Genomic DNA, 22,433 nt, shown 5'->3' with positions numbered 1-22,433 from the left:
GACGGCAAGTGCCTCCAGCCATCCCCCTCGCCGCGGAGTGGACCCCGGACCAAGTCCGGGGTGACGACAGGAAAGGGGCGACCGCGTGGCCATCACCCTGCATCCGGCGGCCGGATCGCCGTCGTCCGCCCGACCACCTGCCCCGCGCGATTGCTCACCGCGACGTCGATCCGCACGATGCTGGCATTGCCCGTCGGCACCACCTGGCGCACCCAGGTCCAAGTGCGGCCGGCGTTCACCTCGCTGCCGCTCGTCCGCCCCACCACCGGCGGTCGCGCCTCGCTGACCGCTTCGTTGGCGACGTTGCGCGCGACGATCCCCGCCACCATACTGTCGTCCAGCACGCGCGCGCCGCGGATCGTCGCCGTCTCCAGCCGCAGCAGTGCGAGCACGGCCAGACTGAACACCGCCAGCGCGACCATGATCTCGATGAGGGTGAAGCCCCCCTCTCCGTGATCGACACGGCCGAGCATCAGCTCGCCACCCGCACGCTGCCGTCCGCGTCCATATCGATCACCGCACGCGCGCCGCTGCGGGTCAGCGTCACCTGTGCGGGCCGGTCTGCAAGGCCGGTGGGATCATAGACGATCCGCAGCCGCCCGTTGGCGTCGCCGATCGCGGCGTCCGTGCCCGCGCTCCAGCGCTCGACCCGCAGCGGCGTGTCCGCCACCGCGACCCATTGCCCCGCGATCCGCCGGTCGAAGCCATAGCCGCCCGCCGTGACCCACAGGCTGACGGGCCGCGCCTCGACGATTGCCGCGTCATGCGCCGCCCGCGCCCGCACTGCGAAGCGCGCCGCCTCGTCCGCCACCCGGCCGCGCGGATCGGGCATGTTCCACACCGCCACGGCCGCCGCCAGCCCGATGATGGTCACGACCACCATCAGCTCGATCAGCGTGAAGCCCTGTTGGGCGCCACGCCGAACACGGCGCAATCCCGTGGCCGAGGGGCGGCGGCGCGGCACGTTATTGCCAGCTGGTGATGTCGGCGTTGGCGCCCTCGCCGCCTTCCTTGCCGTCCGCACCTAAGCTCCAGACATCGGCCTCGCCATGCTGGCCGGGCGAGGCGTAGAGATACGGCCGGCCCCAAGGATCGTTGGGCAGCTTCTTGATATAGCCGCCCTTCTGATATTCGGCGGCATTCACGCCGCTCGGCGCGGTGACGAGCGCCTGCAGGCCCTGCGACGTCGTCGGATAGCCGTTCATCTGCAGGCGATACATTTCCAGCGCGCCTTCGATCGTGCTGATGTCGGCCTTCGCCTTGGTGATCTTGCCCTTGTCGCCCGCAGGCAGGACGTTGAACGTGACGATCGCGGCGAGCAGGCCGATGATGACGATCACGACCATCAGTTCGACGAGGGTGAAGCCCTCCTCCCGACGGTGACGCTTATGAGGCTGTTTACGCATGATGATCCTTACTGGCCTGCCAGCGTGTTGAGCTGGAGGATGGGGAGCAGGATGGATAGCACGATCGTCGCGACGATGCCGCCCATCAGCACGATGATCGCAGGTTCGAGCAGCGACAGCGCGGTCGCGGTGAAGCGGTCGAACTCACGCTCGAGATAGTCGGCGGCGCGTTCGAGCATCTCGTCGAGCCGCCCCGCCGCCTCGCCGCTGGCCGCGAGATAGGTGAGCAGCGGCGGGAAGACGTTCGCGCGCCGCATCGCCGCCGACAGGCTGCCGCCCGAACGGATCGCCTCGACGATCTCATCCGACGCGACGCGCAGGCGACGGTTGTGGATCGTGCTCGCCGTCAGCGTCAGCCCCTCCAGCAACGGCAGTCGGCTCGCGACCATCGTCGACAGCGTCCGCGCCATGCGCGCGGCGTGCAGGTCGCGAAGCAGGCGGCCGAGCAGCGGCAGGCGCAGCAGCCCCGTATCGAACGACAGCCGGATCGCGGGATCCCGTAACGCATAAGCGCCGCCGACCCCGATCAGGCCGAGCACCAGCGCCAGCACCCACCAATAGCCGACCAGTATGTCGGACAGGGCGATGACGACGCGCGTCAGCAACGGCAACTCCTGCCCCACGGTATCGAATTGTTCGACGACCTGCGGCACCACGAACATCATCAGCGCGGTGACGACGCCCAGCGCCACCACCGCCAGGATCGTCGGATAGGCGAGCGCGGTGATCAGCTTGCCGCGAATTTCCGCCTGCCGTTCGAGCAGCGCCGCGAGCCGATCGAGGATCGTCGGCAGGCTGCCCGAACTTTCGCCCGCTGCCACCATCGCGCGGTACAGCGGAGGAAAGCTCTTGGGCGCGCGCGCCATCGAATCGGCCAGCCGTCGCCCCTCGACCACGCCGGCATGGACCTGCGATACGATCCCGCGCACGCTCTCCTGCTCGGTCTGGCGCGTGATGGTGCGCAGCGATTCCTCGAGCGGGGAGACGCGGTTCAGGGTCGCGAGCTGGCGCGTGAAGAGCGTCAGCTGCTTGTTGCTCATCTTCTTGGCGCCCAGCCGGATGCCGAATAGCGGCCGGCTCTGCGCGACCGGCGGCGCGCCCGGATCGAGCCGCACGACGAACAGCTTGCGCCGATCGAGCTGCGCCCGCGCCGCGTCCGCATCCGCCGCCGCGACATGCCCGCGCTGCTCCTGCCCGCGCGTGTCGATGGCGAGATAGTCGAAGTCAGCCATGGCGCGCCGCCCTCACCCTTCGCCGCCTTCGGCGGCTCTTCCCTCTCCCAGCGGGAGAGGGAGGGATCGGCGCAGCCGCAGACGGGTGAGGGTCGTCACGCCTCCACCTCATCCACCACATCCGTCGCATCGCGCCGGCTCACGCGGATCGCCTCCTCGGGCGTCGTCAGCCCGCGGCGCACCAGCGCCTCGGCCGCCTGCGCCAGCGTCGGGCTGCGTGCAAAGGCATGCGCGGCGATCGCGGTCTCATCCGCGCCGTCGTTGATGAAGCGGCGGATCGTATCGTCGACGCGCACCGCCTCGAACACGCCGATCCGCCCCTTGAAGCCGCTGTGGTTGCACTCCGCGCAGCCCACCGCCTCGTACACCGTCGCCTCCGGCTCGATGCCGAGCAGGCCCGCGACGCCGCTGCCGGTCACGGGTCGGCGGCAGGCGGGACACAGCCGCCGCACCAGCCGCTGCGCGATGACTGCGCGCAGGGTCGAGGCCAGCAGGAACGGCTCCACCTTCATGTCGCGCATGCGGGTGATCGCGCCGATCGCGTCATTAGTATGGACCGTCGACAGCACGAGGTGCCCGGTCAGCGAGGCTTGCACCGCAATCTCCGCGGTTTCGCGATCGCGGATTTCGCCGACCATCACCACGTCCGGATCCTGACGCAGGATCGCGCGCAGCCCGGCCGCGAAGGTCAGCCCGACCTTCGGATTGACCTGCGTCTGCCCGACGCCCTCGACGGCATATTCGACCGGGTCTTCGACAGTCAGGATGTTGCGGCTGCCGTCGTTGAGCAGCCGCAGCGCGCCGTACAGCGAGGTCGTCTTGCCGGAGCCGGTCGGCCCGGTGACGAGGATGATTCCGTTGGGCTCGGCTAAGGCGCCGCGCAGCAGCGCGTACATCCGCTCGTCCATGCCCAGCGCATCGAGGTCGATGCCCGCATTGTCCTTGTCGAGGATACGCAACACCACCCGCTCGCCCGCGCGGCTCGGCAATGTCGAGACGCGGACGTCGAGCAGCTTGCCGCCCAAGGTCAGCCCCATGCGCCCGTCCTGCGGCACGCGGCGCTCGGCGATATCGAGGCGCGCCATCACCTTGACGCGGCTGACGACGACGGGGGCGACATGCGGCGGCATGCGCAGCGTCTCGCGCAATACGCCGTCGATGCGCATGCGGACGATCAGCCCCGTCTCGTACGGCTCGATGTGGATATCGCTGACGCCGTTGCGCGCGGCATCGGCGATAATGCCGTTGATCAGGCGGATCGCCGGCGCGTCGTCGGCGGTGTCGAGCAAGTCCTCCGCCGTCGGCAGCCCTTCGGCGAGGCTGTCGAGTTCATCGCCCATGCCGACTGCGGCAAGCGCATTCGCCTGCCCGTCCATGGCGTAGCTGTCGGACAGCAAACGATCGAACGCGGGCGCCTCGACTATAACGACATCGAATGGCCGGGCGAGGTAGCGACGGACCTCCAGCAGCGCACGCGGGTCCGCGCCGGTGCGCAGGGCCACGGTCAGGTGCGCGTCCGCCTCGGTATGCTGGACAACGACGCCGAACCGCCTCGCGAAGGCATAGGGGATGGCGAGCATCGGCAGCGGATCGAGCGGCAACGGCGGCGTCGGCTCGACCATGGGCGCGACATCGGGGTCGGCCAGCGCGGCGGGCTCGTCGATTTCGGAGCCGGGGCGGATGATCATCGTCATACGATCCCCCTAACCGTCATTCCCGCGAAGGCGGGAATCCAGACGCGCAGGTCTGGCGAAGGAGCCGAAAGGGTAGCCAGTCTGGATTCCCGCCTCCGCGGGAATGACGGGTGTGGAAAGCCCCCAGCCCCCTCCTTCGTCATCCCGGCGCAAGCCGGGATCCATGGACGCGCGACGCTCATGGCGCGCGCTCCAACAGCCACTACCGTAACCATGGATCCCGGCGTGCGCCGGGATGACGAGGGCACGGCAAGCCTCACCGGTCCCTCGGCCGGATGACCCTGGTCGTATTGTGCTGCACCGGCACCGCGACGCGCGGGTCCTCGATATTCCCCGGCACCGGCGCGGACGGGATCGGCGGCGCGGCGCCCATATAGTCGCGCACCAGCTGGTCGATCGACGGCTCCTCGCCCGGCGACTGCAACCCCTGCTGCAAGCGCAGGTAGCCGTAGCGCTGCTCGGCGACCCTCCGCGCATCCGCCGCCGATCGCAGGATCGTCGGCCGGATGAAGATCATCAGGTTCGTCTTGTTGCGCGATTTCGCCTTCGACTTGAACAGATTGCCCAGCACGGGGATATCGCCGAGCAGCGGAATCTTCTCGATCGTCCGCCGTTCCTCGTCGCTCAGCAGCCCGCCCATCACCGCGATCTGCCCCTCGTCGACGGTCAGCACCGTCTCGATCTCGCGCTTGTTGAGGATCAGGTCGCTATTGTCGTTCGAGACGGGCCCGGCGATCGAGCTGACCTCGAGCCGCAGGTTCAGCTTCACCGTGCCGCTGGAATTGACCTGCGGCCGCGCGGTCAGCTCGATGCCGACATTCTCGCGCTGCGTGGTGCGGAAGGTGTTGTCGAAATTATTCGACAGCGCCTGCCCGGTGGTGATCGGAATTTCCTGTCCGACCAGGCTGTGCGCTTCCTGATTGTCGAGCGTGACGAGGTGGGGGACCTGCAACAGGTTCGACGTCGTGTCGCTCTTCACGGCGTTGATGATCGCGCCGAAGATGAAGTCGCCGACCTTGCCGCCGAACCCGCCGAAGCCGCCCGACGATCCGATGATCGAGCTGATCGCGCTCTGCGTCAGCTGATCCGACGCATTGTTCGTCGTCACCGTGGTCGTCACGCCATTGGCGATCGTCGTCGTCGTGTTGCGCCCCAGCTCGCGCGCGCCGATCGCGCCGGCGATCTGCAGGATGTTGGGTGCACTGTTCGAGAAGGTCGAGGCGGCGAACGCCCCGCCCGACGGATTGGCGAGGATGAACTGCGCGCCGAGGCGGTTGACCGTCGCGTCGGAGACTTCGGCGACGATCCCCTCGATCAGCACCTGCTCGCGCCGCGTATCGAGCTGGCGCACCACGTCCGACAGCTGGCGCTGGATGTCCGCGGGCGCGGCGATGACGATCGCGTTCGCGCCCTGAAAGCGCGTGACGACCGCGGCAGTGCGGCCGCCCTGCGTGGTGATCGCCGGCTGGCCGGTGGCGCCGCCGCCGCTGCTCTGCTGCACCGGGGCACTGGCGGCCGGAGGACGCTGCACCGCCGCCGCGCTGCCGGTGTTGGTGCCGAACCCCGTCTGCGTGCGCGACAGCGGCGTTTCCTGCACCGCATCGGGGGCCTGCCCCACCAGTTGCTGGAGCACCGGCAGCAGCTGCGCCGCATCGGCATTCTCCAGGAACACGACGCGGATTTCGGTGCCGTTCTTCGCCTTCTGGTCGAGATCCTGCGCCACCGACACCAGCCGCGCGACGCTGGAGGGATCGCCGCGAATGATGACCGAATTGCTGCTGTCGACCGCGGTCACGCTGGTGCCGACGCCGCCCGGCACGCCCTGCCCGCCTTGCGCCCCGCCGCTGAGGCCCTGCAACGCCGCCGCAATCTCCTTGGCGCTCGCGTTCTTCAGCGCAACGACGCGGGTCGAGGCATTGTCGCTGTCCACCCGGCGCAGCACTTCGCGGATACGCCGGATGTTGTCGGCGAAGTCGACAATGACGAGGCTGTTCGACCCGCGGTTGGCGCTGACCGAGCCTTGCGCACTCACCAGCGGGCGTACGGTATCGATCGCCTGCTGCGCATCGACCGATCGCAGCCGCACGATCTCGGTCACGAAGCTGTTGCGCGCCGCGCCGCCCAGGCCGATGCGGCTTGGCTGGGACGCGGCATTGTCGATCGGCTGGATACGGAACGCGCCATTGCCGGTGGGCACCGCGACCAGCCCGTTCGCCCGCAGCGTCGACAGGAACGTCTCAAAATATTCGGATTTCGACAGCGGCCGGTCGGTGACGACGGTCACCTTGCCGTTGACGCGCGAATCAATGATGAACGTGCGCCCGGTCACCCGTGCGGCATCGGCGATGAACGCGCGGATATCGGCGTCGCGCACGTTCAGCGTCGTCTGCGCCATCGCCTGGATCGGCAGACCGAGCGCCGCGGTCGACAGCAACAGCGCGGAGTAGAACGTCTTCATGGTCATTGCGGAGCGATCGTAAGGGCGAGCGCGAGCGTCTGCTGGCCGCGTTCGACGGTGATGGGAAGCGATCCGCCGCCGGCGAAATCGGCGGCGATGCGATCGAGGTCCTGCGGGCCGCTCACCGGCCGCCCGCCGATCGCGGTGACGACATCGCCCTCGCGCAGGCCCGCGGAGCGGAACAGCATGCCCGACCCTTGCGGCCGAACGACCAGGCCGGAGATGCGACCGCCATCGATGCGCGGGATAAAGCCGATCTCGTTGCGGATTTGGCTCGCCTTGATCGCCGGCGCGGCGTCCGTCACGGGCGGGGCGATCTGGGCATTGGCTGGCGTAGCAGGGATCGCCGCAGGCGCGCCCGCGCCCGGCGCATCCGACTGGACCAGATACAGGTCCTCCGCCGTGCCACCGCGATCGATCGTGATATGATCGAACGACACCGACTTCAGCCGGACGCCGGGCAGAATTTCTTCGCCGACCGCGACGCTCTTCTGCACATTGTCCGGCCCCGCGACGATCGCCGAACCGCGGCCCGACGCCTCGTCGACGCGAATACCGAACAGGTTGAGCTGCAGCGAGGTGACGGCGGCCTGGGCCGGCGCGCGCGTGCCCAGACGAAAGAACGGATCGAAGCCCGCCAGCACGTCATACGGCCGCCCCGGCACCGCGACCTCCGCCGGTCGCCAGTCGCCCAGCGGCGCGATCGGCGTCACGATCGTCCAGAACAGCCGCGCCGACTGGATGGCGAGACCGCCGATCAGCACCAGCTCGGCGAGCGAGTAGACGTTCACGACGGGCAGCCGGCGCAGGATGCGCCGCGTGCGCGCGTCGAATCTCAAGCGCATGATGTCGTCCCGTCCCGCGTGCCTCGGCCTACGCATGCCATGTTACGCTTGTGCGTCAAAGGGGTGCTATGCGCCTTACCCTCTTTTCGGCGCCCCCTTTCCGGCATGTCGTGGCCGGTGATATGACCCCCGCCATGACCGATATGACCCTGCTCGGCAATGGGCTGGAAGGCCAGGCGATCGCCCGCCGCATCCTGTCGCAGCCCGGCGTGCAGAAAGTGCCCAGCCCGAAGCTCGACCTGTTCCTGGTTCGCGACTTCCTCGACGCCGATACCTGTGCGGCGTTGATCGACCAGATCGACGCGGTCCGCCGCCCGTCGACGATCGCCGATCCCAATGGCGACGCCGCGTTCCGCACCAGCGAGACGGGCGACCTGTTCGCGGGCGATCCGCTGGTGCAGGCGGTCGAGGCGCGCTTTACCGCCTTCACCGGTCTTCACCCCGCGCATGGCGAACCGTTGCAGGGGCAACGCTATGCGGTGGGGCAGGAATTCAAGGGACATACCGACTATTTCGAACCCGATGGCGCGGACTATGACCGCTATTGCTCGGTCGCGGGCAACCGGACGTGGACGCTGATGGTCTATCTCAACGCGCCCGAAGCCGGCGGCGCGACCCGGTTCAAAGCAGTCGACAAGATCGTCCAGCCCGAAACCGGCAAGCTCGTCGCCTGGAACAACCGCCGCCCCGACGGGACGCTCAACCCTGCAACACTGCATCAGGGGATGAAGGTACGCGCCGGCACGAAATACGTCATCACGAAATGGTATCGGGAGCGGGTTTGGGGGTAGCGCTTTCCCCGCCCCCTCCCGTCACCCCGGACTTGGTCCGGGGTCCACCGGGCCGCAAGGGGACGGTAAGAGCCTCTAGCCTTCCCCCTCGCCGCAGAGTGGACCCCGGAACGAGTCCGGGGTGACGGGTGCAGATAGAAGCGTCTCGTCCCACCGCCAAATCAGAACGTCGCGCTCACCCCCAGGCTGAACACCCGGCCGAGATTGTACCGGTTGATGTACACTTCCTTGCCGCTCGCGAAGGTCTGGCTTTCGTTATAGCGCGTACGCGTCAGGTTGCGTGCCTCGGCCTTGATCTCGAACTCGCCGCCAAGCAGCTTGACGCCCTGTCGCGCGACCAGATCCAGGCGGATGCCGGGATGCTCGACGATATCGGGCTGGAAGGTGTTGCCGCCCAGGTTCGACGGCCCGCGGTTCGTCACGCGATCGCTCGCATAGTTGAACAGCAAGGTGATCTGCGACAGCGATTCCTTGTCCTCGATCCCGACCTGCACGTTGACCAGATGGTCCGACTGGCCGGTCAGCGGCGCGCCGTCGCGGAACAGCAGCCCCGCCGGCCCCAGCTTCGAGCCGCAGCCCGCCAGGCCCGTCCCCGTCGAGCGGAAGTCGACCGCCGGATTGGGCACGCAGGTGCCGTCCGCAGTGATCTTCGACTTGGTGTAGGTGTAGTTGGCGATCAGCAAGGCGCGCCGCGTTGCGAAGAAATCGCTGCCGGCGAACAGGTCACCAAGCGGAAAATACTTCTGCAGCTCGATTTCGCCGCCATACAGCACGGCCTTGGGCAGATAGGTGAAGCCCGTCTGCAACCGGTCGTCGGCGCCGGTGTAGAAGCCGACCTGTTCGATCGGGCGATCGATCCGCTTGTAGAAACCCGCCAGCGTGAAGCGCTGGTCGCGCTTGAAGAACCATTCGTAGCGCGCTTCGAGGTTGTACAGCTCGCTGTCGCGCAACAGCGGGTTGCCGAAGAACAGCCGGTCCGAATCGGGGTCGCGGAACTGCTGCGGTGCGAGTTCGCGGAACTGCGGACGTGAGATCGTCTTGGCGGCGCTCGCACGCAACTGCATGTCGGGCGCGAAATTCCACGTCAGCGTCGATGCCGGCAGGAAGTAATCGTTGCGCAGCCGCGTACCGCCCGTCGTGACACCGAACGGCGTGACCCGCTCGTCGCCCTTTTCGTAGCGCACGCCGATCACCGCGCGCAGGCCGTCGAACGCCTCCGCCTCGGCCTGGACATAGCCCGCGTGCACGTTGAGCTTCGCATCGTAGCGATAGGCGCCCGCCTGCGTGTTGAATTGCAGCTGGATCGTGCAGGGATCGGTGTTTGCGGTCAGCGGGCAGGCATTGTTGAGCACGTCGGGGCTGAGCAGATAATCCGGCCGCAGCAGATTATAGGGATAGCCCGGCGCGGTGCCGCCGCCCCGCGACGTCTGATAGTTGAAGACGAGTCGTGACGACCGACGCTTGGTGTCCTGATAGAAATAGCCCGCCGACAGCGTGATCGGCCGATCGGCATCGATCTTGTACGACGCGTCCGCCTGACCGGTCCACAGATCCTCGTTCAGCTCGCTGAAGATGATCGAGGCGAAGGGCGTGAAGCGCTGCGTCACCTGATAGGCGCCGTTGCACTGGAACCCGCCGGCCTGCTGGATGCCGTCGCTGGTGATCGGATAGCCGTTGGTCGTCGTCGCCGAGCACAGATAGTCGAACTGCCGCTCATAGGGCGCGTTGCGCTTCGAATTGGCGTAGGCGCCGCGCGCGTCGACCTTCAACGCGTCGGTGATCTTGAACTCCCCGACCAGCTGCGTCTCGATCAGCTGGCGTTCGAACCAGTTGGTGTTCTGTTGGAAGCGCAGGCCGCTGGCGTTGTTGTAGAGCTCCGCCGCGGACCCGCGCGCCTGCTTCAGCGTGTCGTGGATGTAGACGTTGGTCCAGCGCAGCGTGTTCTCGCCGAACTCGAGGCCCAGGCCGATCAGCGCGTTGGCGACGATGCGATTGTCGGTCAGCAGGGTACGGAAGTCGTTGCGCAGCGTGCCGTCGGCCGACACGCTGTCCTGCTGCACCGCCGATCGCGTGCGGAAGGTGTTGCTGGCGCTGAGCGACGCGATCACGCCGAGGCGCGACGACCCGATGTCGTAGACCGACCCGCCGCTGATCTCGCCCGACCAGTTCGCCGGCAGCTGATTGTTGCGCTGGAGCAGCGTCGTCGAGGCGTTGGACAGTTGCGCGACCTGCGCGGCCGGGATGATGCCGCTGCCGTTCGGGGCGTTGCGGATGAACGCGGGCACTTTCCGCGTGCCGTCATCATAGCCGATCCAGTCCGCGCCACCGCCGTAATAGGTGTAGCCGAGCTCGCTGGTCGTCGAATCGTCGGCCGCGATTGATCCGCCGACCTGGACGAAGTTCTTGTCCGGAATCGCCTTGGTCGTCAGATTGATGACGCCGCCGCCGAATTCGCCCGGATAGTTCACCGAATAGGTCTTCTGGACCAGCGCCGATCCGACGATCGTCGTCGGGAAGATGTCGAGCGGCACGGACCGGCGCAACGGCTCGGGGCTGGGCAGCGGCGATCCGTTGAGCAGCGACGACGAATAACGATCGCCCAGGCCGCGCACGTAGACGAAACCGCCGCCGACGACCGACAGGCCGGTGACGCGGGTCAGCGCGCCGGCGATGTCGCCTTCGCCCGTGCGGGCGATGTCGGCGGTCGACAGGACCGAGACGATCTGCGGTGTCGCGCGGACCACGTTGGGGATGTTGCGGCCGACGACGACGATATCCGCGCCATCGCCGTTCATGCCGGGCGTGGACACCTCGACGGGCGCCTCCTGCTGATCGGTCGAGGTCGGCGCCGCGCTCTGCGGGTCGGCCGCGCCGCTCGGGCTGGCGGTCGCGGGCGTCGAGGTCTGCGCCGGGGCGCCGGCGCCATTGGTCTGCGCCAGCGCGGCCGGCGCCACCAACGTGGTGGAAAGAAGAAGAAGGGTGGCGAAAGCGTGCCGCTGCGACATGACCGTCAATCCCGGACAGGAGGCTGTAGATACAGGTGTCCGGGGCGGCGTTGCCGCCACCCCGGAACCGATGCTGGCTGGGGACGGGTGCGTCCCCGCCGCATCAGCGGCCCTGGCAGGCGAAGTAGATCGAGTTGAACGTCGGCGGGCCGAAGTCCTGCAGCGTGTCGTCCTTCGGCCGGATCGTCGTGCGGCCGCCGCTGGTCTGTTCGCCGGCCACCAGGTTGATGCAGGCGACGTTGCTCACCGTCTTCACGATGCCGTTGACGTAGCGCATGTCCGAACCGCCACGCTGACGGATCGCAGCCGGCGCCAGCGCGGTCTGGATGAAGGTGAAGTTGGCGTAGGTCGAGAAGGTGCGCGGCAGCAGATCCTCGGCGTTGTTCGAGTCGATCTCGGTCGAGAAGCTGTCGACCGTCGCGCCGCCGACGCGCTGCGCCGCAATCATGAACTGCATGAAGCCGCGATAGCCGTTGTCGATGTCGAAGCCGTCGTCGTCGGCGCCGGTGACCGCGATGTACTTGATGCTGGTGTTGCCGCCGAAGATCTCGATGCCGTCATCCGCCGAATTGTGGCTCTGGATATGATCGATGATCGTGCCCGAGCCGGTGCCGCCCAGTGTCAGGCCCTGCAGTTCGTTGCCGTCGCTGATCGCGATGCCCGAATAGCGGATCTGGACGTAGGACATCTGGCCCGACGAGTCGGCCGTGGTCGGCCCGCCGTAGAAGCGGCCGGTGACGCCCTCGATCGCCTGCTGGCAGGTGGTCGAGCTGCCCGCCGCATTGTTCGGGCCGGTGCCGCTGGCGCACACGCCGGTCGGTGCGCGGCCGAGCAGGATGATGCCGCCCCAATGGCCCTGGCTGGTTTCCGATTCGCCGGTCGCCGAGGTCACGTTCTGCTGCGAGGTGAAGATGATCGGCGCGTCGCGCGTGCCGATCGCCACCAGCTTCGAACCGCGGTTGACCAGCAGCAGGTCGTTGGTCGCCTCATTGGCGTTGGAGAAGACGGTCACGCCCGCCTCGATCGTCAGCGTCGCGCCGGTGCCGCCGGTCGAGCCCAGATCGGTGCCGACTTCGGTCTGGCCGGTCAGGCGATAGGCGATGCCGGGGATACGCGGCAGCGTCAGGCTGGTGGTGATCGCCTGCGGGATGTCGCACACCTTGAAGCCGCCGACCGTCGCTGCAGTCGCGGTACCGCTGCCGCCGGTCGCAGTGATCGTGCCCGTCGGGCAGGCGGTGCCGCTTGCCAGCGTGCCGATCGCCGGGACCGCGGTGCAGCGCGCGCCCGATCCGCCGAATTCCGCCGCGGTCGAGTTGCAGGTCCAGCCCTGGAAGCTGGTGTCGCTCGGGCCGTTCAGGGCGCCGACGTAATTGGTGCTGGTGAAGAAGCTGTTGATCGACGACGGGTCGGTCGCGGTGGTCAGCGACGTCGACGAGACGGGGTAGACGCCGTTCATCTGCGCGCCGGTGCCGTTGATATTGTTGTTGCTGCCCGCATTCACGATCGCCAGCTGTTCGTCGGCGCTGATCGAAATGCCGTTCACCGTGGTGACGGCGGCGAACTGCGCCGCGGTGATCGCGCTGGGCGTCGGCGTGGGGGCGGTCGGTGTCGGCGTCGGGGCCGGCTGCACGATGGTCACGCTGCCCGCGCCGGGCGAGGCGACGTTGTCCGCGCCGCCGCAGCCGGCAAGCGCGAGGCAGGCGGCGGACGTCATGAGGAATTTGCCGTAGCGCGTGGTGGTCGCCATGATCGAAATGCTCCCGGTCGATATGCGTTGTCGCGAAGTCGGGCTGCGTGCCCGCGATCGACCAAGGTTCCCCCGTTCGCCGATCCCTGGAGCGGCGGTTAGGCGCGTTGAATGACGCCATCGTGAGGATTTCGAGACGGTTCCGTTACGATGATGCGACGGTTTCGTGACACTGCCGCGGGAACGGGGCGCGGGCTAAGCTACAGATATGCCTACAGTTGATCACTCATACGCGGGGAGCCGCTGAGTATCTCGGTAAGCCGCTCTCCTGCGGAAACGCCCCCTCCACCACGCCCTGCGGCCGCGGTCCCCCTCCCCCGCTGAAGCGAGGGAGGAATTTTGACGCATGTCAGTCCTCCCCCGCCAGGGGGAGGTGGCAGCGCGCAGCGCTGACGGAGGGGGCGGACACGACAGGCTCGCCGATCCACGACACCCCAAACACCACAAACGCCCCACAAACGAAACGGGCGCCCTCCCCACGGAGGACGCCCGTCGCATCACGCGAGAAGCCTGCGCTTACTTCTCGCCGTTGTCCTTCACGCCGACGGCGGGAACCGAGATCGTTTCCTTCTCGGTCTTCACCTTGGGCACCTCAACCGTCTTTTCGGTGGTGCCGACGACGACTTCCTTCGAATCGAGGTCGACCTTCGGCAGCGAACCGCCCTTGGCGCTGACGTCGACCGACGGCAGCGAGCCGTCCTTCGTCACCTTGGCGCTCCAGAAGCCGGTCGCGAACAGCAGGCCGACGATCACGAGCGCGACGACCGCGACGATCGCCAGCACGCGGCCTGCACCGCCGCGACGCTCCACCACGACGCGCTGTCCGGTCCGATCGGTCGTATAGTCCACCATCACCACTCTCCCTGAAATGTGAAGGCGTTAAAGCTCACGGGGCACGCATTGTTCCCGGGCCGCAACGACAAAATGACGGGGATATGACACGAACGGGCAATATGGCCGGCGCGTGATCGGCTCGCCGTCCGACGGACGCAACGCACCAAAAAGCCCGCCGGTCGATGCGACCTGGCGGGCTGATATGGTGGGCGCGACAGGGATTGAACCTGTGACCCCACCCGTGTGAAGGGTGTGCTCTACCGCTGAGCTACGCGCCCGAAACAGTTCGGAGGCGGGCCTTTAGGGGGCGGCGTGGCCCCCTGTCCAGTGCAAAATCCGCGCGCGAGAAAATTTGCGCCCGAATATCGCCCCGCCCGCTCGGATCAGTTGACCGAATCCTTCAGGCCCTTGCCGGCCTTGAACTTGGGCTGGCTGGATGCCTTGATCGTCATCGGCTCGCCGGTGCGCGGGTTGCGGCCCGTCGACGCCTTGCGCTTCGACACCGAAAAGGTGCCGAACCCGACCAGGCGCACTTCGTCGCCCTTCTTGAGGCTTGCGGAGATCGCGTCGAACACCGCTTCGACCGCCTTGACCGCATCGCCCTTGGCGAGGCCCGACATGTCCGCGACAGTCGCGATCAATTCCTGCTTGTTCATCGAGTTACTGCCCCCTTTGGCATGAGCGTCAGAATCATTGCCCCGCCGGAACAACGAATAACGCTGTCGCGGCCGGGCATGTCAAATGATTATGGCCGCGCCCTCTCCGACGCGGCCGTTCGATAGCGTTAATACACGGACCCTAAGGGTCGCCAAGTGCTCAGTGATGCAGCTCGCCGCCCGCGGGCGCAACCCCTGTCGGGGGCAGCGCCGCAAGTTCGTCGGCGTCGGTCCAATCGATCGCCTCCAGCGGCTCGGTCAGCGCGAGCGTCAGCACCTCGTCGACATGGCTCACCGGAACGATGGTCAGGCCATCCTTCACGTTCTGCGGGATGTCGGCGAGATCCTTCTCATTCTCCTGCGGGATCAGCACCGTGGTGATGCCGCCGCGCAGCGCCGCGAGCAGTTTCTCCTTCAGCCCCCCGATCGGCAGCACGCGACCGCGCAACGTCACCTCGCCGGTCATCGCGACGTCTTTCTTCACCGGCACGCCGGTCAGCGTCGACACGATCGACGTGACGAGGCCGATACCCGCCGACGGGCCATCCTTCGGCACCGCGCCTTCAGGCAAGTGGATGTGGATGTCCTTGCGATGGAACAGCGAGGGCTTGATGCCATAGCTCGGGCTTCGCGCCTGGACGAAGCTGAAGGCGGCCTGCACCGATTCCTTCATCACGTCGCCCAGCTTGCCGGTGGTCTTCACCGCGCCCTTGCCCGGCACCGTCACGCTCTCGATCGTCAGCAACTCGCCGCCGACCTCGGTCCAGGCAAGGCCCGTCACCGCGCCGATCTGATGCTCGGTTTCGCTGAGGCCGTGGCGATACTTCTGCACCCCGGCGAATTCGTGGAGGTTGTCCGGCGTGATCGTGACGCTGCTCGCCTTGCCCTCCAGGATCTGGCGCAGCGCCTTGCGCGCCAGCTTGGCGATCTCGCGTTCCAGCGTGCGTACGCCCGCCTCACGGGTGTAGCGCTGGATGAGCGCCCGCAGACCCGCTTGCGTCAGCGTGAACTCGCCCGCCTTCAGGCCATGCGCCTCGATCTGCTTTTCGACCAGATGGCGTTCGGCGATCTCGACCTTCTCGTCCTCGGCATAGCCCTCAAGCCGGATGATCTCCATGCGGTCGAGCAGCGGCTGCGGCAGGTTGAGCGTGTTCGCGGTACACACGAACATCACGTCACTGAGGTCGATGTCGATCTCGAGATAATGATCGTTGAACTTGCCGTTCTGTTCGGGGTCGAGCACCTCGAGCAGTGCCGACGCCGGATCGCCACGGAAGTCCTGGCCCAGCTTGTCGATCTCGTCGAGCAGGAACAGCGGGTTCGACGTGCCGGCCTTCTTCAGGTTGGTCACGATCTTGCCCGGCAGCGAGCCGATGTACGTGCGGCGATGGCCGCGGATCTCGGCCTCGTCGCGCACGCCGCCCAGCGATTGGCGGATGAACTCGCGCCCCGTCGCCTTGGCGATGCTCTTGCCCAGCGAGGTCTTGCCGACGCCCGGCGGGCCGACGAGGCACAGGATCGGCCCCTTCAGCTTGTTTGTGCGCGCCTGCACGCCGAGATATTCGACGATCCGGTCCTTCACCTTTTCCAGTGCATAGTGATCCTCGTCCAGCACCGCCTGCGCTGCGGCGATGTCCTTCTTGATCTTGCTCTTCTTGCCCCACGGCAGGCCGAGCAGCACGTCGAGGTAATTGCGCACGACGGTCGCCTCGGCACTCATCGGCGCCATGGTCTTCAGCTTCTTGAGCTCGCTCGTCGCCTTAGCGCGCGCTTCTTTGCTGAGCTTCAGCGTCGCGATCTTCTGGGTCAGCTCGGCGATCTCGTCGCCGTCGCCCTCGTCGTCGCTGTTCCCCAGCTCGCGCTGAATCGCCTTCAACTGCTCGTTGAGGTAATATTCGCGCTGCGTCTTCTCCATCTGGCGCTTGACGCGGCTCTTGATCTTCTTCTCGACGTGCAGGACGCCGAGCTCGCCTTCCATCAGCGCATACGCCATCTCGAGCCGCTTGACCGGATCGAGCTCGACCAGCAGCGCCTGCTTGTCGGCGACCTTGACCTGGACGTTGGCCATCAGCGCGTCGGACAGCTTCGCCGCCTCGACCAGCTCGCCCAACTGCTGCGCGGTTTCCGCCGGCAGTTTCTTGTTGAGCTTGGCGTAGGTTTCGAACTGCTCGACCGCCGAGCGCATCAGCGCCTCGACCTCGATGCCCTCGGCCACACGCTCTTCCAGAATCTCGATCGTCGACTGCAGATAGCCGTCCGCCTCGGACAGCTCGACCAGCCGCCCGCGCGCCTTGCCCTCGACCAGCACGCGCACGGTACCGTCGGGCAGCTTCAGCAGCTGCAGCACGGTCGCGGTGACGCCGACCTCATACAGGTCCTCGCGCGCCGGATCGTCCTGCGCGGGGTCGAGCTGCGCGACGAGGAAGATTTCCTTGTCGGCGTTCATCGCCGCTTCCAGCGCCGCGACCGATTTGTCGCGGCCGACGAACAGCGGCACGATCATGTGCGGGAAAACGACGATATCGCGCAGGGGAAGTACGGGAAATAGGGTCATGGATACTCCGACGCCGCCCGATACCGGGGCGGCCTTGTCGCCTATATGGGGTGGCTTGCGATAGGCATCAATCGTTACGGGTCGGTATGCAAGCCTGCGGGGTCGATCGGCTTCGGGCCAATCGCTTTTGTGGCAATCGCTTCGGCCCCCTCGCTTCGGACTTGTCATCGCCCGGCCCAGCGTGGAAACCGGCGCTCGCCTGTCCCCAGGGAGAAACCGATGTCGCCACGCCTGCCCTTCGCTGCCCTGCTGCTCCTGTCGACGGGGGGCCACGCTGCGGAAAAGGGCATGCCGCCGATCACCGCGCAGACCGCTTTGTCTGGTGGCCCGCTCGATCCGGCGCAGAAGAAGGTGACGCTCGACACCGCCGATCTCGCGATCGAGGTCGATCCGGTCCGCGAAGTGATCAACGGCACCGCGACACTCACCTTCACCGCGCGCGACCGGATCAACAAGCTGGTCGTCGATCTCGACAAGAACTTCACCGTCACGGCCGTGCAGGTCGACGGCGTCGACGCGGGGTTCAGCAACCCCGAAGGCCGGATGACGATCACGCTCGCCAAAAAGGCGGCGAAGGACGCCAAGCTCACCGTCAAGATCGTCTATGGCGGCCGCCCGCACACCGCGGTGCGCGCACCCTGGGATGGCGGCTTCGTCTGGGCGAAGACGCCCGACGGACAGCCGTGGATCGCGACCGCGGTGCAGATGGAGGGCTGCGACCTCATCTGGCCGTGCATCGATTACCCGACCTACGAACCGCAGAAGGTGACGCTGCACATCACCGTGCCCAAGGGGCTGTCGGCGCCATCGAACGGCAAGCTGCTCGGCGTCGATCGCCTCGACGACGGCCGCTCGACGTGGAACTGGGAGGCCAAGCACCCGAACCTCTACGGCATCGCGCTGAACGTCGGGCCGTACGAACAGATCGCCGGCACCTACAAGAGCCGCTTCGGCAACGAGATCCCGATGTTCTATTGGTATCTGTCCGGCGAAAAGGAAAAAGCCGAGAAACTCTTCGCCGAATTCTCCCCGACGCTGGACTTCTACGAATCGACCGTCGGCCCCTACCCTTGGGCGGACGAGAAGGTCGGCGTAGTCGAGACGCCGCACAAGGGCATGGAGCACCAGACCATCAACGCTTATGGCAACAATTACGCCAAGGCGCCCGAGGGGTTCGACTGGCTGTTCCAGCATGAATTCGGTCACGAATGGTTCGCCAACCAGCTCACCGCGAGCAACTGGGACGACTTCTGGCTGCACGAAGGCTTCACCGCCTACATGCAGCCGCTCTACGGCCGCTGGCGCGAGGGCGATGGGCGCTACACCGCGATGATGCTGGCGAGCCGCCCGGCGATCCTCAACGAATCGCCGCTCGTCACCGGCAAGCCGCAGGCCGCCGAAGAGGTGTATGAAAAGGCGCCCGGTCGCGGCAGCGACATCTACAATAAGGGATCGTGGGTCCTCCACACGCTGCGCAACGCCGTCGGCGACGCAGCCTTCGGCGAAATCCTGCGCCGCGAGGTCTACGGCCGCCCCGATCCGGCGCCCGGCAATTTCACGCCGCAGTTCCGGACGACGCCCGAATTCATCGCGATCGTCAACCAGGTGACCGGGCAGGACTGGCAGTGGTTCTTCGACACCTACCTCTATCAGGCCGCGCTGCCGAAGCTGGTGGTCAACCGTAACGCGACGCAGCTGACGCTGAAATGGGTCGCCCCGACCGGCAAGCCCTTCCCACTCCCCGTCGAGGTCGCTGTGGACGACGTCGTGCGAAAGGTGCCGATGACGGGGGGCCTTGCGACGATCACGGTCCCGGCCGGCGCGCACATCGTCGTCGACCCGATGTCCCGCGTGCTGAAGCAGGACGACGCGGTGGATGCTTATCAGGCGTGGAAGAAAGACCAGGCGAAGAAATAACGTTTTAGAGGGCGGCAGGCAGCCGCACTCCCCCCCGTCACCCCGGACTTGTTCCGGGGTCCACCGGGCCGCGGGGGGATGCTTTGAGCCTCCAGCCGCCCCCGCGCCGCAGAGTGGACCCCGGAACAAGTCCGGGGTGACGTTGAGTGTGTGGCCGGCAGCCTGTGAAAAGCACGCACTTTGCCCCTCTCCCGCACGGCGGATCGGGCGCGTAAGAAAGACCCATGCTCCTCCTCGCCCTGCTCGCCGCCGCCGCCACACCGCTCCCCAAGAAGGGCGAGCCCGCGATCACGCCCCTTACCCAAACCTCGGGCGGCGTCCGCCCGGCCGAACAGCTCGCGCTCCGCTTCGACCATGCCGACCTGACGTTCGAAGTGCTGCCCGACACCGAAACGCTGAACGGCATCGCGACGCTGCGCTTCACCGCCACCGCGCCCGTCGCCACGCTGCCGATCGATCTCGACCGCAACCTGCCCGTCACCGCGATCGCCATCGACGGCACGCCCCTCGCGCCGACAAGCTGGTCCTATCCCGAAGGACGCCTCGCCATCCGCCTGCCGCGCGCGCTGAAAGCGGGTGACAGCGTCACCGCGCGCATCGTCTACGGCGGCCAGCCGCACGTCGCGGTGCGCGCGCCTTGGGACGACGGGATGGTCTGGTCGAAGACGCCCGACGGTCGCACTTGGTTCGCGACCACATCCGAAGGCTATGGCTGCGACCTGTTCTGGCCGTGCCTCGACTTTCCAACCGGCGAGCCCACGCTGGTCGACATCCACATCATCGTACCCAAGGGGCTGAAGGCGCCCTCCAACGGTCGCCTGATCGGGGTCGACACCTTGCCCGACGGGCGCACCCGTTGGAACTGGCGAACGCGCAACCCCAACACCTACGCCATCGCGCTCAACGTCGGGCCGTATGAAGAGATCAGCGGCACCTACAAAAGCCGTTTCGGCAACACGATCCCCGTGTCCTACTGGTATCTGCCCGGCGAGAAGGCGCAGGCCGAGCGCCTCTTTGCCGAGTTCGCGCCGACGCTCGATTTCTTCGAAACCATGGTCGGCCCCTATCCTTTCGGCGACGAAAAGGTCGGCGTCGTCGAAACCCCGCACAAGGGGATGGAGCACCAGACGATCAACGCCTACGGCAATGATTACGCCAAGACGCTGGAGGGCTTCGACTGGCTGTTCCAGCACGAATTCTCCCACGAATGGTTCGCCAACCAGCTTACCGCCGCCAATTGGGACGATTACTGGCTGCACGAGGGCTATGGCACCTACATGCAGCCTGCCTATGGTCAGTGGCGCGAAGGCCGCGCGCGTTACGACGCGATGATGCAGGCCGAACGCGACAAGATCGTGAACGCCCAGCCGATCGTGAAGGGCAAGGTCCTGACCGAAGAAGAGGTGTACGAGCCCGACAAGGGCGGCGCGGGCCAGGACATTTATTACAAGGGATCGTGGATGCTCCACACCCTGCGCGGCCTGATCGGCGACGATGCGTTCTGGACGGTCACGCGCCTTGCGGTGTACGGTCGCCCCGATCCGCGCCCCGGCAATTTCCGCCCCCGCTTCGGCTCGACCGCGGAATATGAGGCGCTCGTCCGGCAGGTGACGGGCAAGGACTATCGCTGGTTCTTCGACGTCTATCTGCGCCAGGCCGCCCTACCCGACCTCGTCGAAACGCGGGCCGGCGATCGCGTGACCTTCGCGTGGACCGTGCCCGGCGGCGGCGCCTTCCCCATGCCGGTCGACGTACAAATCGGCACCACCACCACGCGCCTGCCGATGACCGACGGCCGCGGCACGCTTACTATTCCGGTCGGCACGCACTACATCGTCGATCCCGACGCAAAAGTCCGGCGGCGCAGCGTCGCGGTAGAGGAGATGAGGGCATGGCGACCGACGCACGGCGCGCGCTGATGGGCAGCCCCTGGCCCGCTCGCGCGGCGGAGATGGCGGCGATCTTCATGGTCGGTGACGGCCTGATCGGCCTTGCCCAACCGGACCGCCATGTCGATCTATGGAAGGACGCGGCGCTGGGCGCGGAGCGCGTGGTTCGACCGTTCGTCGGCCACCCCGCCCGCCGTCGCATCTACGCTGCCGCGCAGATCGCCGCCGGACTGTGGCTCGCCAGTCGCCAGCGCCCCAAGCCTATCCGCGACTGAGCGTCGGTGCGGGCACCGGCGTCGGCGCCGCGTCGCCGTAGAGGTGCGATACGTCAGCCTTCCAACCCTTCAGGCGAGTGACGGCCTTGCCCTCGCAGACCGGCATCGTGACCAGCCGCACCCAACGGCGCCCGCCATCGACCGGTTGAATCGCGATATCGAGCGTGAAGCCGCGCCGATGGCGGATCGCATGGGCGCGCAGCCGCTCCATCGCCGCCCGCGACGATTCTTCGTACAGCGTCACGACCTCGTCGCGCTGCGGACGATGATCGGCCGGATAACCGAACAGGCGGCGCACGTCCGTGCCCCAGTCGAGCAGCTGCCCGGCCAGTTCGCAGCTCCATGCGTTCGCGGACGTGTCGAGCGGAGCACGAACCGGGTCGGATGGCGCGCTGTCCCGTTCGATCACACGCCCCAGATCGAAGCGATCGGCCATCCAAAGGGGCCAGCTGTGATGAAGCGGTAAAGGCTCGGTCGGGATCACGCGCGGCGGCTCCTATACCTCTGCGCGCTTACCCGAATTGCACTAACGGCTGGTTACCACCTTTTACGGAAGCCGTTCCGTGGGTTCGACGCCCCACAGGTGCGACACCTCGACATAGCCCGCCTGCCCCTTCACGTCGAAACGGCACCAGCCATTGCCGCATTCGCTCAGCCGCCCGACAACGCCCGGGGCCGCGCGCCACGACAGGCCGGCGCCGGCGGACGGCTGCGCCCGCATATCAGCGGGTTGCTGGCCACGCACGATGCCGGTGCGGCGTTCGCTGAGCAGCGCCGCCAGCATCCAGCCCTGCGTGCCGTCCGGGTCTTCCACCTTGCGCCACTGTTTGAACACGGCGACCACCCGCACGGGCAGATCGGCGCGCTGATACAGCCAACTCGCCGGATAGGTCTTGTCCGGCCCGGTCCGCATCCGCGCCCGGCCTGCGTTGATCGAGGCGTAATATGGCAATGTCTTCTTGGCGTCGGCCGCCAGCGCGCCGCCCTCGATAGCGACCGCCGCCAGCACCGCTGCCGCCCAGATCCGATGGCGCATCGTCACTGTCCCTTTTTCTCGTATATCCTCTCTCTAGCGCCACCGCGCGCGGTGGCAACGATGCGTTGACGTTCGCCCGCACCTTCGCCAAGCC

The 22,433-nt window shown here is 67.0% G+C and carries 18 protein-coding genes and 1 tRNA gene; 4 read left to right on the top strand and 15 right to left on the bottom strand.

Translation table 11 applies throughout. The features are described from left to right. Window positions 1-92 precede the first annotated feature (92 nt). The 7 genes from gspI to GGR47_RS12550 all read right to left on the bottom strand — a co-directional run bounded on the left by gspI (window position 93) and on the right by GGR47_RS12550 (window position 7,635). Window positions 93-473, bottom strand: coding sequence for a type II secretion system minor pseudopilin GspI (gene gspI / locus GGR47_RS12580; RefSeq protein WP_147034732.1), 381 nt, complete (start codon window positions 471-473; stop codon window positions 93-95). Next, window positions 473-964, bottom strand: coding sequence for a GspH/FimT family pseudopilin (locus GGR47_RS12575; RefSeq protein ID WP_147034731.1), 492 nt, complete (start codon window positions 962-964; stop codon window positions 473-475). The genes gspI and GGR47_RS12575 overlap by 1 nt, the downstream gene beginning before the upstream one ends. Before the next feature lies 1 nt (window position 965). Continuing rightward, window positions 966-1,406 carry a type II secretion system major pseudopilin GspG gene (gene gspG / locus GGR47_RS12570; protein ID WP_043059797.1) on the bottom strand — a complete coding sequence of 147 codons (441 nt, stop codon included), beginning with the start codon at window positions 1,404-1,406 and terminating at the stop codon, window positions 966-968. Between the two features lie 8 nt (window positions 1,407-1,414). Further along, a complete protein-coding gene (gene gspF, locus GGR47_RS12565; protein ID WP_043059798.1) occupies window positions 1,415-2,638 on the bottom strand; it encodes a type II secretion system inner membrane protein GspF in 1,224 nt (407 codons plus the stop codon). A 95-nt stretch (window positions 2,639-2,733) separates the two neighbouring features. Continuing rightward, complete coding sequence (locus tag GGR47_RS12560) at window positions 2,734-4,260, bottom strand: GspE/PulE family protein (RefSeq protein WP_167509675.1); 1,527 nt, start codon at window positions 4,258-4,260, stop codon at window positions 2,734-2,736. A 328-nt stretch (window positions 4,261-4,588) separates the two neighbouring features. Next, window positions 4,589-6,796, bottom strand: coding sequence for a type II secretion system secretin GspD (gene gspD, locus GGR47_RS12555; protein WP_147034729.1), 2,208 nt, complete (start codon window positions 6,794-6,796; stop codon window positions 4,589-4,591). Then, entirely contained in the window at window positions 6,793-7,635 is an 843-nt protein-coding gene (locus GGR47_RS12550) for a type II secretion system protein N (RefSeq protein WP_147034728.1), read from the bottom strand. Before GGR47_RS12550 ends, gspD begins: the two co-directional genes overlap by 4 nt. 134 nt (window positions 7,636-7,769) lie before the next feature. On the opposite strand from GGR47_RS12550, the gene GGR47_RS12545 reads away from it, so the two are divergent. Next, a complete protein-coding gene (locus GGR47_RS12545) occupies window positions 7,770-8,426 on the top strand; it encodes a prolyl hydroxylase family protein (RefSeq protein WP_147034727.1) in 657 nt (218 codons plus the stop codon). Window positions 8,427-8,587: 161 nt separating this feature from the next. On the opposite strand, the gene GGR47_RS12540 is transcribed toward GGR47_RS12545, so the two are convergent. From GGR47_RS12540 to lon, 6 genes are all read right to left on the bottom strand, one after another. Further along, complete coding sequence (locus GGR47_RS12540) at window positions 8,588-11,431, bottom strand: TonB-dependent receptor domain-containing protein (protein ID WP_147034726.1); 2,844 nt, start codon at window positions 11,429-11,431, stop codon at window positions 8,588-8,590. 103 nt (window positions 11,432-11,534) lie between these two features. After that, on the bottom strand, window positions 11,535-13,178 hold the full coding sequence (locus tag GGR47_RS12535; protein ID WP_147034725.1) for a hypothetical protein: 1,644 nt from the start codon (window positions 13,176-13,178) through the stop codon (window positions 11,535-11,537). Between the two features lie 516 nt (window positions 13,179-13,694). After that, the gene (locus GGR47_RS12530; protein WP_063685408.1) at window positions 13,695-14,030 is read right to left on the bottom strand and encodes a hypothetical protein; all 336 of its coding nucleotides are present in this window, start codon (window positions 14,028-14,030) and stop codon (window positions 13,695-13,697) included. Window positions 14,031-14,215: 185 nt separating this feature from the next. Continuing rightward, window positions 14,216-14,290: transfer RNA gene (locus GGR47_RS12525), tRNA-Val, on the bottom strand. A gap of 105 nt (window positions 14,291-14,395) precedes the next feature. Further along, window positions 14,396-14,668: an HU family DNA-binding protein gene (locus tag GGR47_RS12520; protein WP_017979250.1), complete on the bottom strand. Its 273-nt coding sequence runs from the start codon at window positions 14,666-14,668 to the stop codon at window positions 14,396-14,398. A 160-nt stretch (window positions 14,669-14,828) separates the two neighbouring features. Further along, window positions 14,829-17,222 carry an endopeptidase La gene (lon, locus tag GGR47_RS12515; protein WP_147034724.1) on the bottom strand — a complete coding sequence of 798 codons (2,394 nt, stop codon included), beginning with the start codon at window positions 17,220-17,222 and terminating at the stop codon, window positions 14,829-14,831. Window positions 17,223-17,441: 219 nt separating this feature from the next. On the opposite strand from lon, the gene GGR47_RS12510 reads away from it, so the two are divergent. The 3 genes from GGR47_RS12510 (at window position 17,442) to GGR47_RS12500 (ending at window position 21,303) form a co-directional block, all read left to right on the top strand. Further along, the gene (locus tag GGR47_RS12510; protein ID WP_147034723.1) at window positions 17,442-19,139 is read left to right on the top strand and encodes a M1 family metallopeptidase; all 1,698 of its coding nucleotides are present in this window, start codon (window positions 17,442-17,444) and stop codon (window positions 19,137-19,139) included. A 224-nt stretch (window positions 19,140-19,363) separates the two neighbouring features. Then, complete coding sequence (locus GGR47_RS12505; RefSeq protein WP_147037245.1) at window positions 19,364-21,058, top strand: M1 family metallopeptidase; 1,695 nt, start codon at window positions 19,364-19,366, stop codon at window positions 21,056-21,058. Continuing rightward, window positions 21,031-21,303, top strand: coding sequence for a hypothetical protein (locus tag GGR47_RS12500; RefSeq protein ID WP_147037246.1), 273 nt, complete (start codon window positions 21,031-21,033; stop codon window positions 21,301-21,303). Before GGR47_RS12505 ends, GGR47_RS12500 begins: the two co-directional genes overlap by 28 nt. Here GGR47_RS12500 and GGR47_RS12495 read toward each other — a convergent pair. Together GGR47_RS12495 and GGR47_RS12490 are read right to left on the bottom strand one after the other, a co-directional pair. Continuing rightward, window positions 21,290-21,739, bottom strand: a complete 450-nt coding sequence (locus GGR47_RS12495) for a hypothetical protein (RefSeq protein ID WP_147037247.1) — start codon at window positions 21,737-21,739, stop codon at window positions 21,290-21,292. The two genes, GGR47_RS12500 and GGR47_RS12495, sit on opposite strands and share 14 nt — an antisense overlap. Before the next feature lie 111 nt (window positions 21,740-21,850). Then, window positions 21,851-22,339: an SH3 domain-containing protein gene (locus GGR47_RS12490; RefSeq protein WP_017979256.1), complete on the bottom strand. Its 489-nt coding sequence runs from the start codon at window positions 22,337-22,339 to the stop codon at window positions 21,851-21,853. Window positions 22,340-22,433 lie beyond the last annotated feature (94 nt).

It is taken from the genome of Sphingomonas aquatilis (assembly GCF_014196115.1).
Taxonomy (GTDB): domain Bacteria; phylum Pseudomonadota; class Alphaproteobacteria; order Sphingomonadales; family Sphingomonadaceae; genus Sphingomonas; species Sphingomonas aquatilis.
Note: the sequence above shows the minus strand (reverse complement) of the source record. Positions and strands in the feature narration are given on the sequence as shown.

Excerpts from the sequence above, each read along its gene's own strand:
- gspI (WP_147034732.1), bottom strand. The coding sequence starts at position 473 with ATGCTCGGCCGTGTCGATCACGGAGAGGGGGGCTTCACCCTCATCGAG.
- gspG (WP_043059797.1), bottom strand. The coding sequence starts at position 1,406 with ATGCGTAAACAGCCTCATAAGCGTCACCGTCGGGAGGAGGGCTTCACC.
- gspF (WP_043059798.1), bottom strand. The coding sequence starts at position 2,638 with ATGGCTGACTTCGACTATCTCGCCATCGACACGCGCGGGCAGGAGCAG.
- GGR47_RS12560 (WP_167509675.1), bottom strand. The coding sequence starts at position 4,260 with ATGGTCGAGCCGACGCCGCCGTTGCCGCTCGATCCGCTGCCGATGCTC.
- gspD (WP_147034729.1), bottom strand. The coding sequence starts at position 6,796 with ATGACCATGAAGACGTTCTACTCCGCGCTGTTGCTGTCGACCGCGGCG.
- GGR47_RS12550 (WP_147034728.1), bottom strand. The coding sequence starts at position 7,635 with ATGCGCTTGAGATTCGACGCGCGCACGCGGCGCATCCTGCGCCGGCTG.
- GGR47_RS12545 (WP_147034727.1), top strand. The coding sequence starts at position 7,770 with ATGACCGATATGACCCTGCTCGGCAATGGGCTGGAAGGCCAGGCGATC.
- GGR47_RS12540 (WP_147034726.1), bottom strand. The coding sequence starts at position 11,431 with ATGTCGCAGCGGCACGCTTTCGCCACCCTTCTTCTTCTTTCCACCACG.
- GGR47_RS12535 (WP_147034725.1), bottom strand. The coding sequence starts at position 13,178 with ATGGCGACCACCACGCGCTACGGCAAATTCCTCATGACGTCCGCCGCC.
- GGR47_RS12530 (WP_063685408.1), bottom strand. The coding sequence starts at position 14,030 with ATGGTGGACTATACGACCGATCGGACCGGACAGCGCGTCGTGGTGGAG.
- GGR47_RS12520 (WP_017979250.1), bottom strand. The coding sequence starts at position 14,668 with ATGAACAAGCAGGAATTGATCGCGACTGTCGCGGACATGTCGGGCCTC.
- lon (WP_147034724.1), bottom strand. The coding sequence starts at position 17,222 with ATGACCCTATTTCCCGTACTTCCCCTGCGCGATATCGTCGTTTTCCCG.
- GGR47_RS12510 (WP_147034723.1), top strand. The coding sequence starts at position 17,442 with ATGTCGCCACGCCTGCCCTTCGCTGCCCTGCTGCTCCTGTCGACGGGG.
- GGR47_RS12505 (WP_147037245.1), top strand. The coding sequence starts at position 19,364 with ATGCTCCTCCTCGCCCTGCTCGCCGCCGCCGCCACACCGCTCCCCAAG.
- GGR47_RS12500 (WP_147037246.1), top strand. The coding sequence starts at position 21,031 with ATGGCGACCGACGCACGGCGCGCGCTGATGGGCAGCCCCTGGCCCGCT.
- GGR47_RS12495 (WP_147037247.1), bottom strand. The coding sequence starts at position 21,739 with ATGGCCGATCGCTTCGATCTGGGGCGTGTGATCGAACGGGACAGCGCG.
- GGR47_RS12490 (WP_017979256.1), bottom strand. The coding sequence starts at position 22,339 with ATGCGCCATCGGATCTGGGCGGCAGCGGTGCTGGCGGCGGTCGCTATC.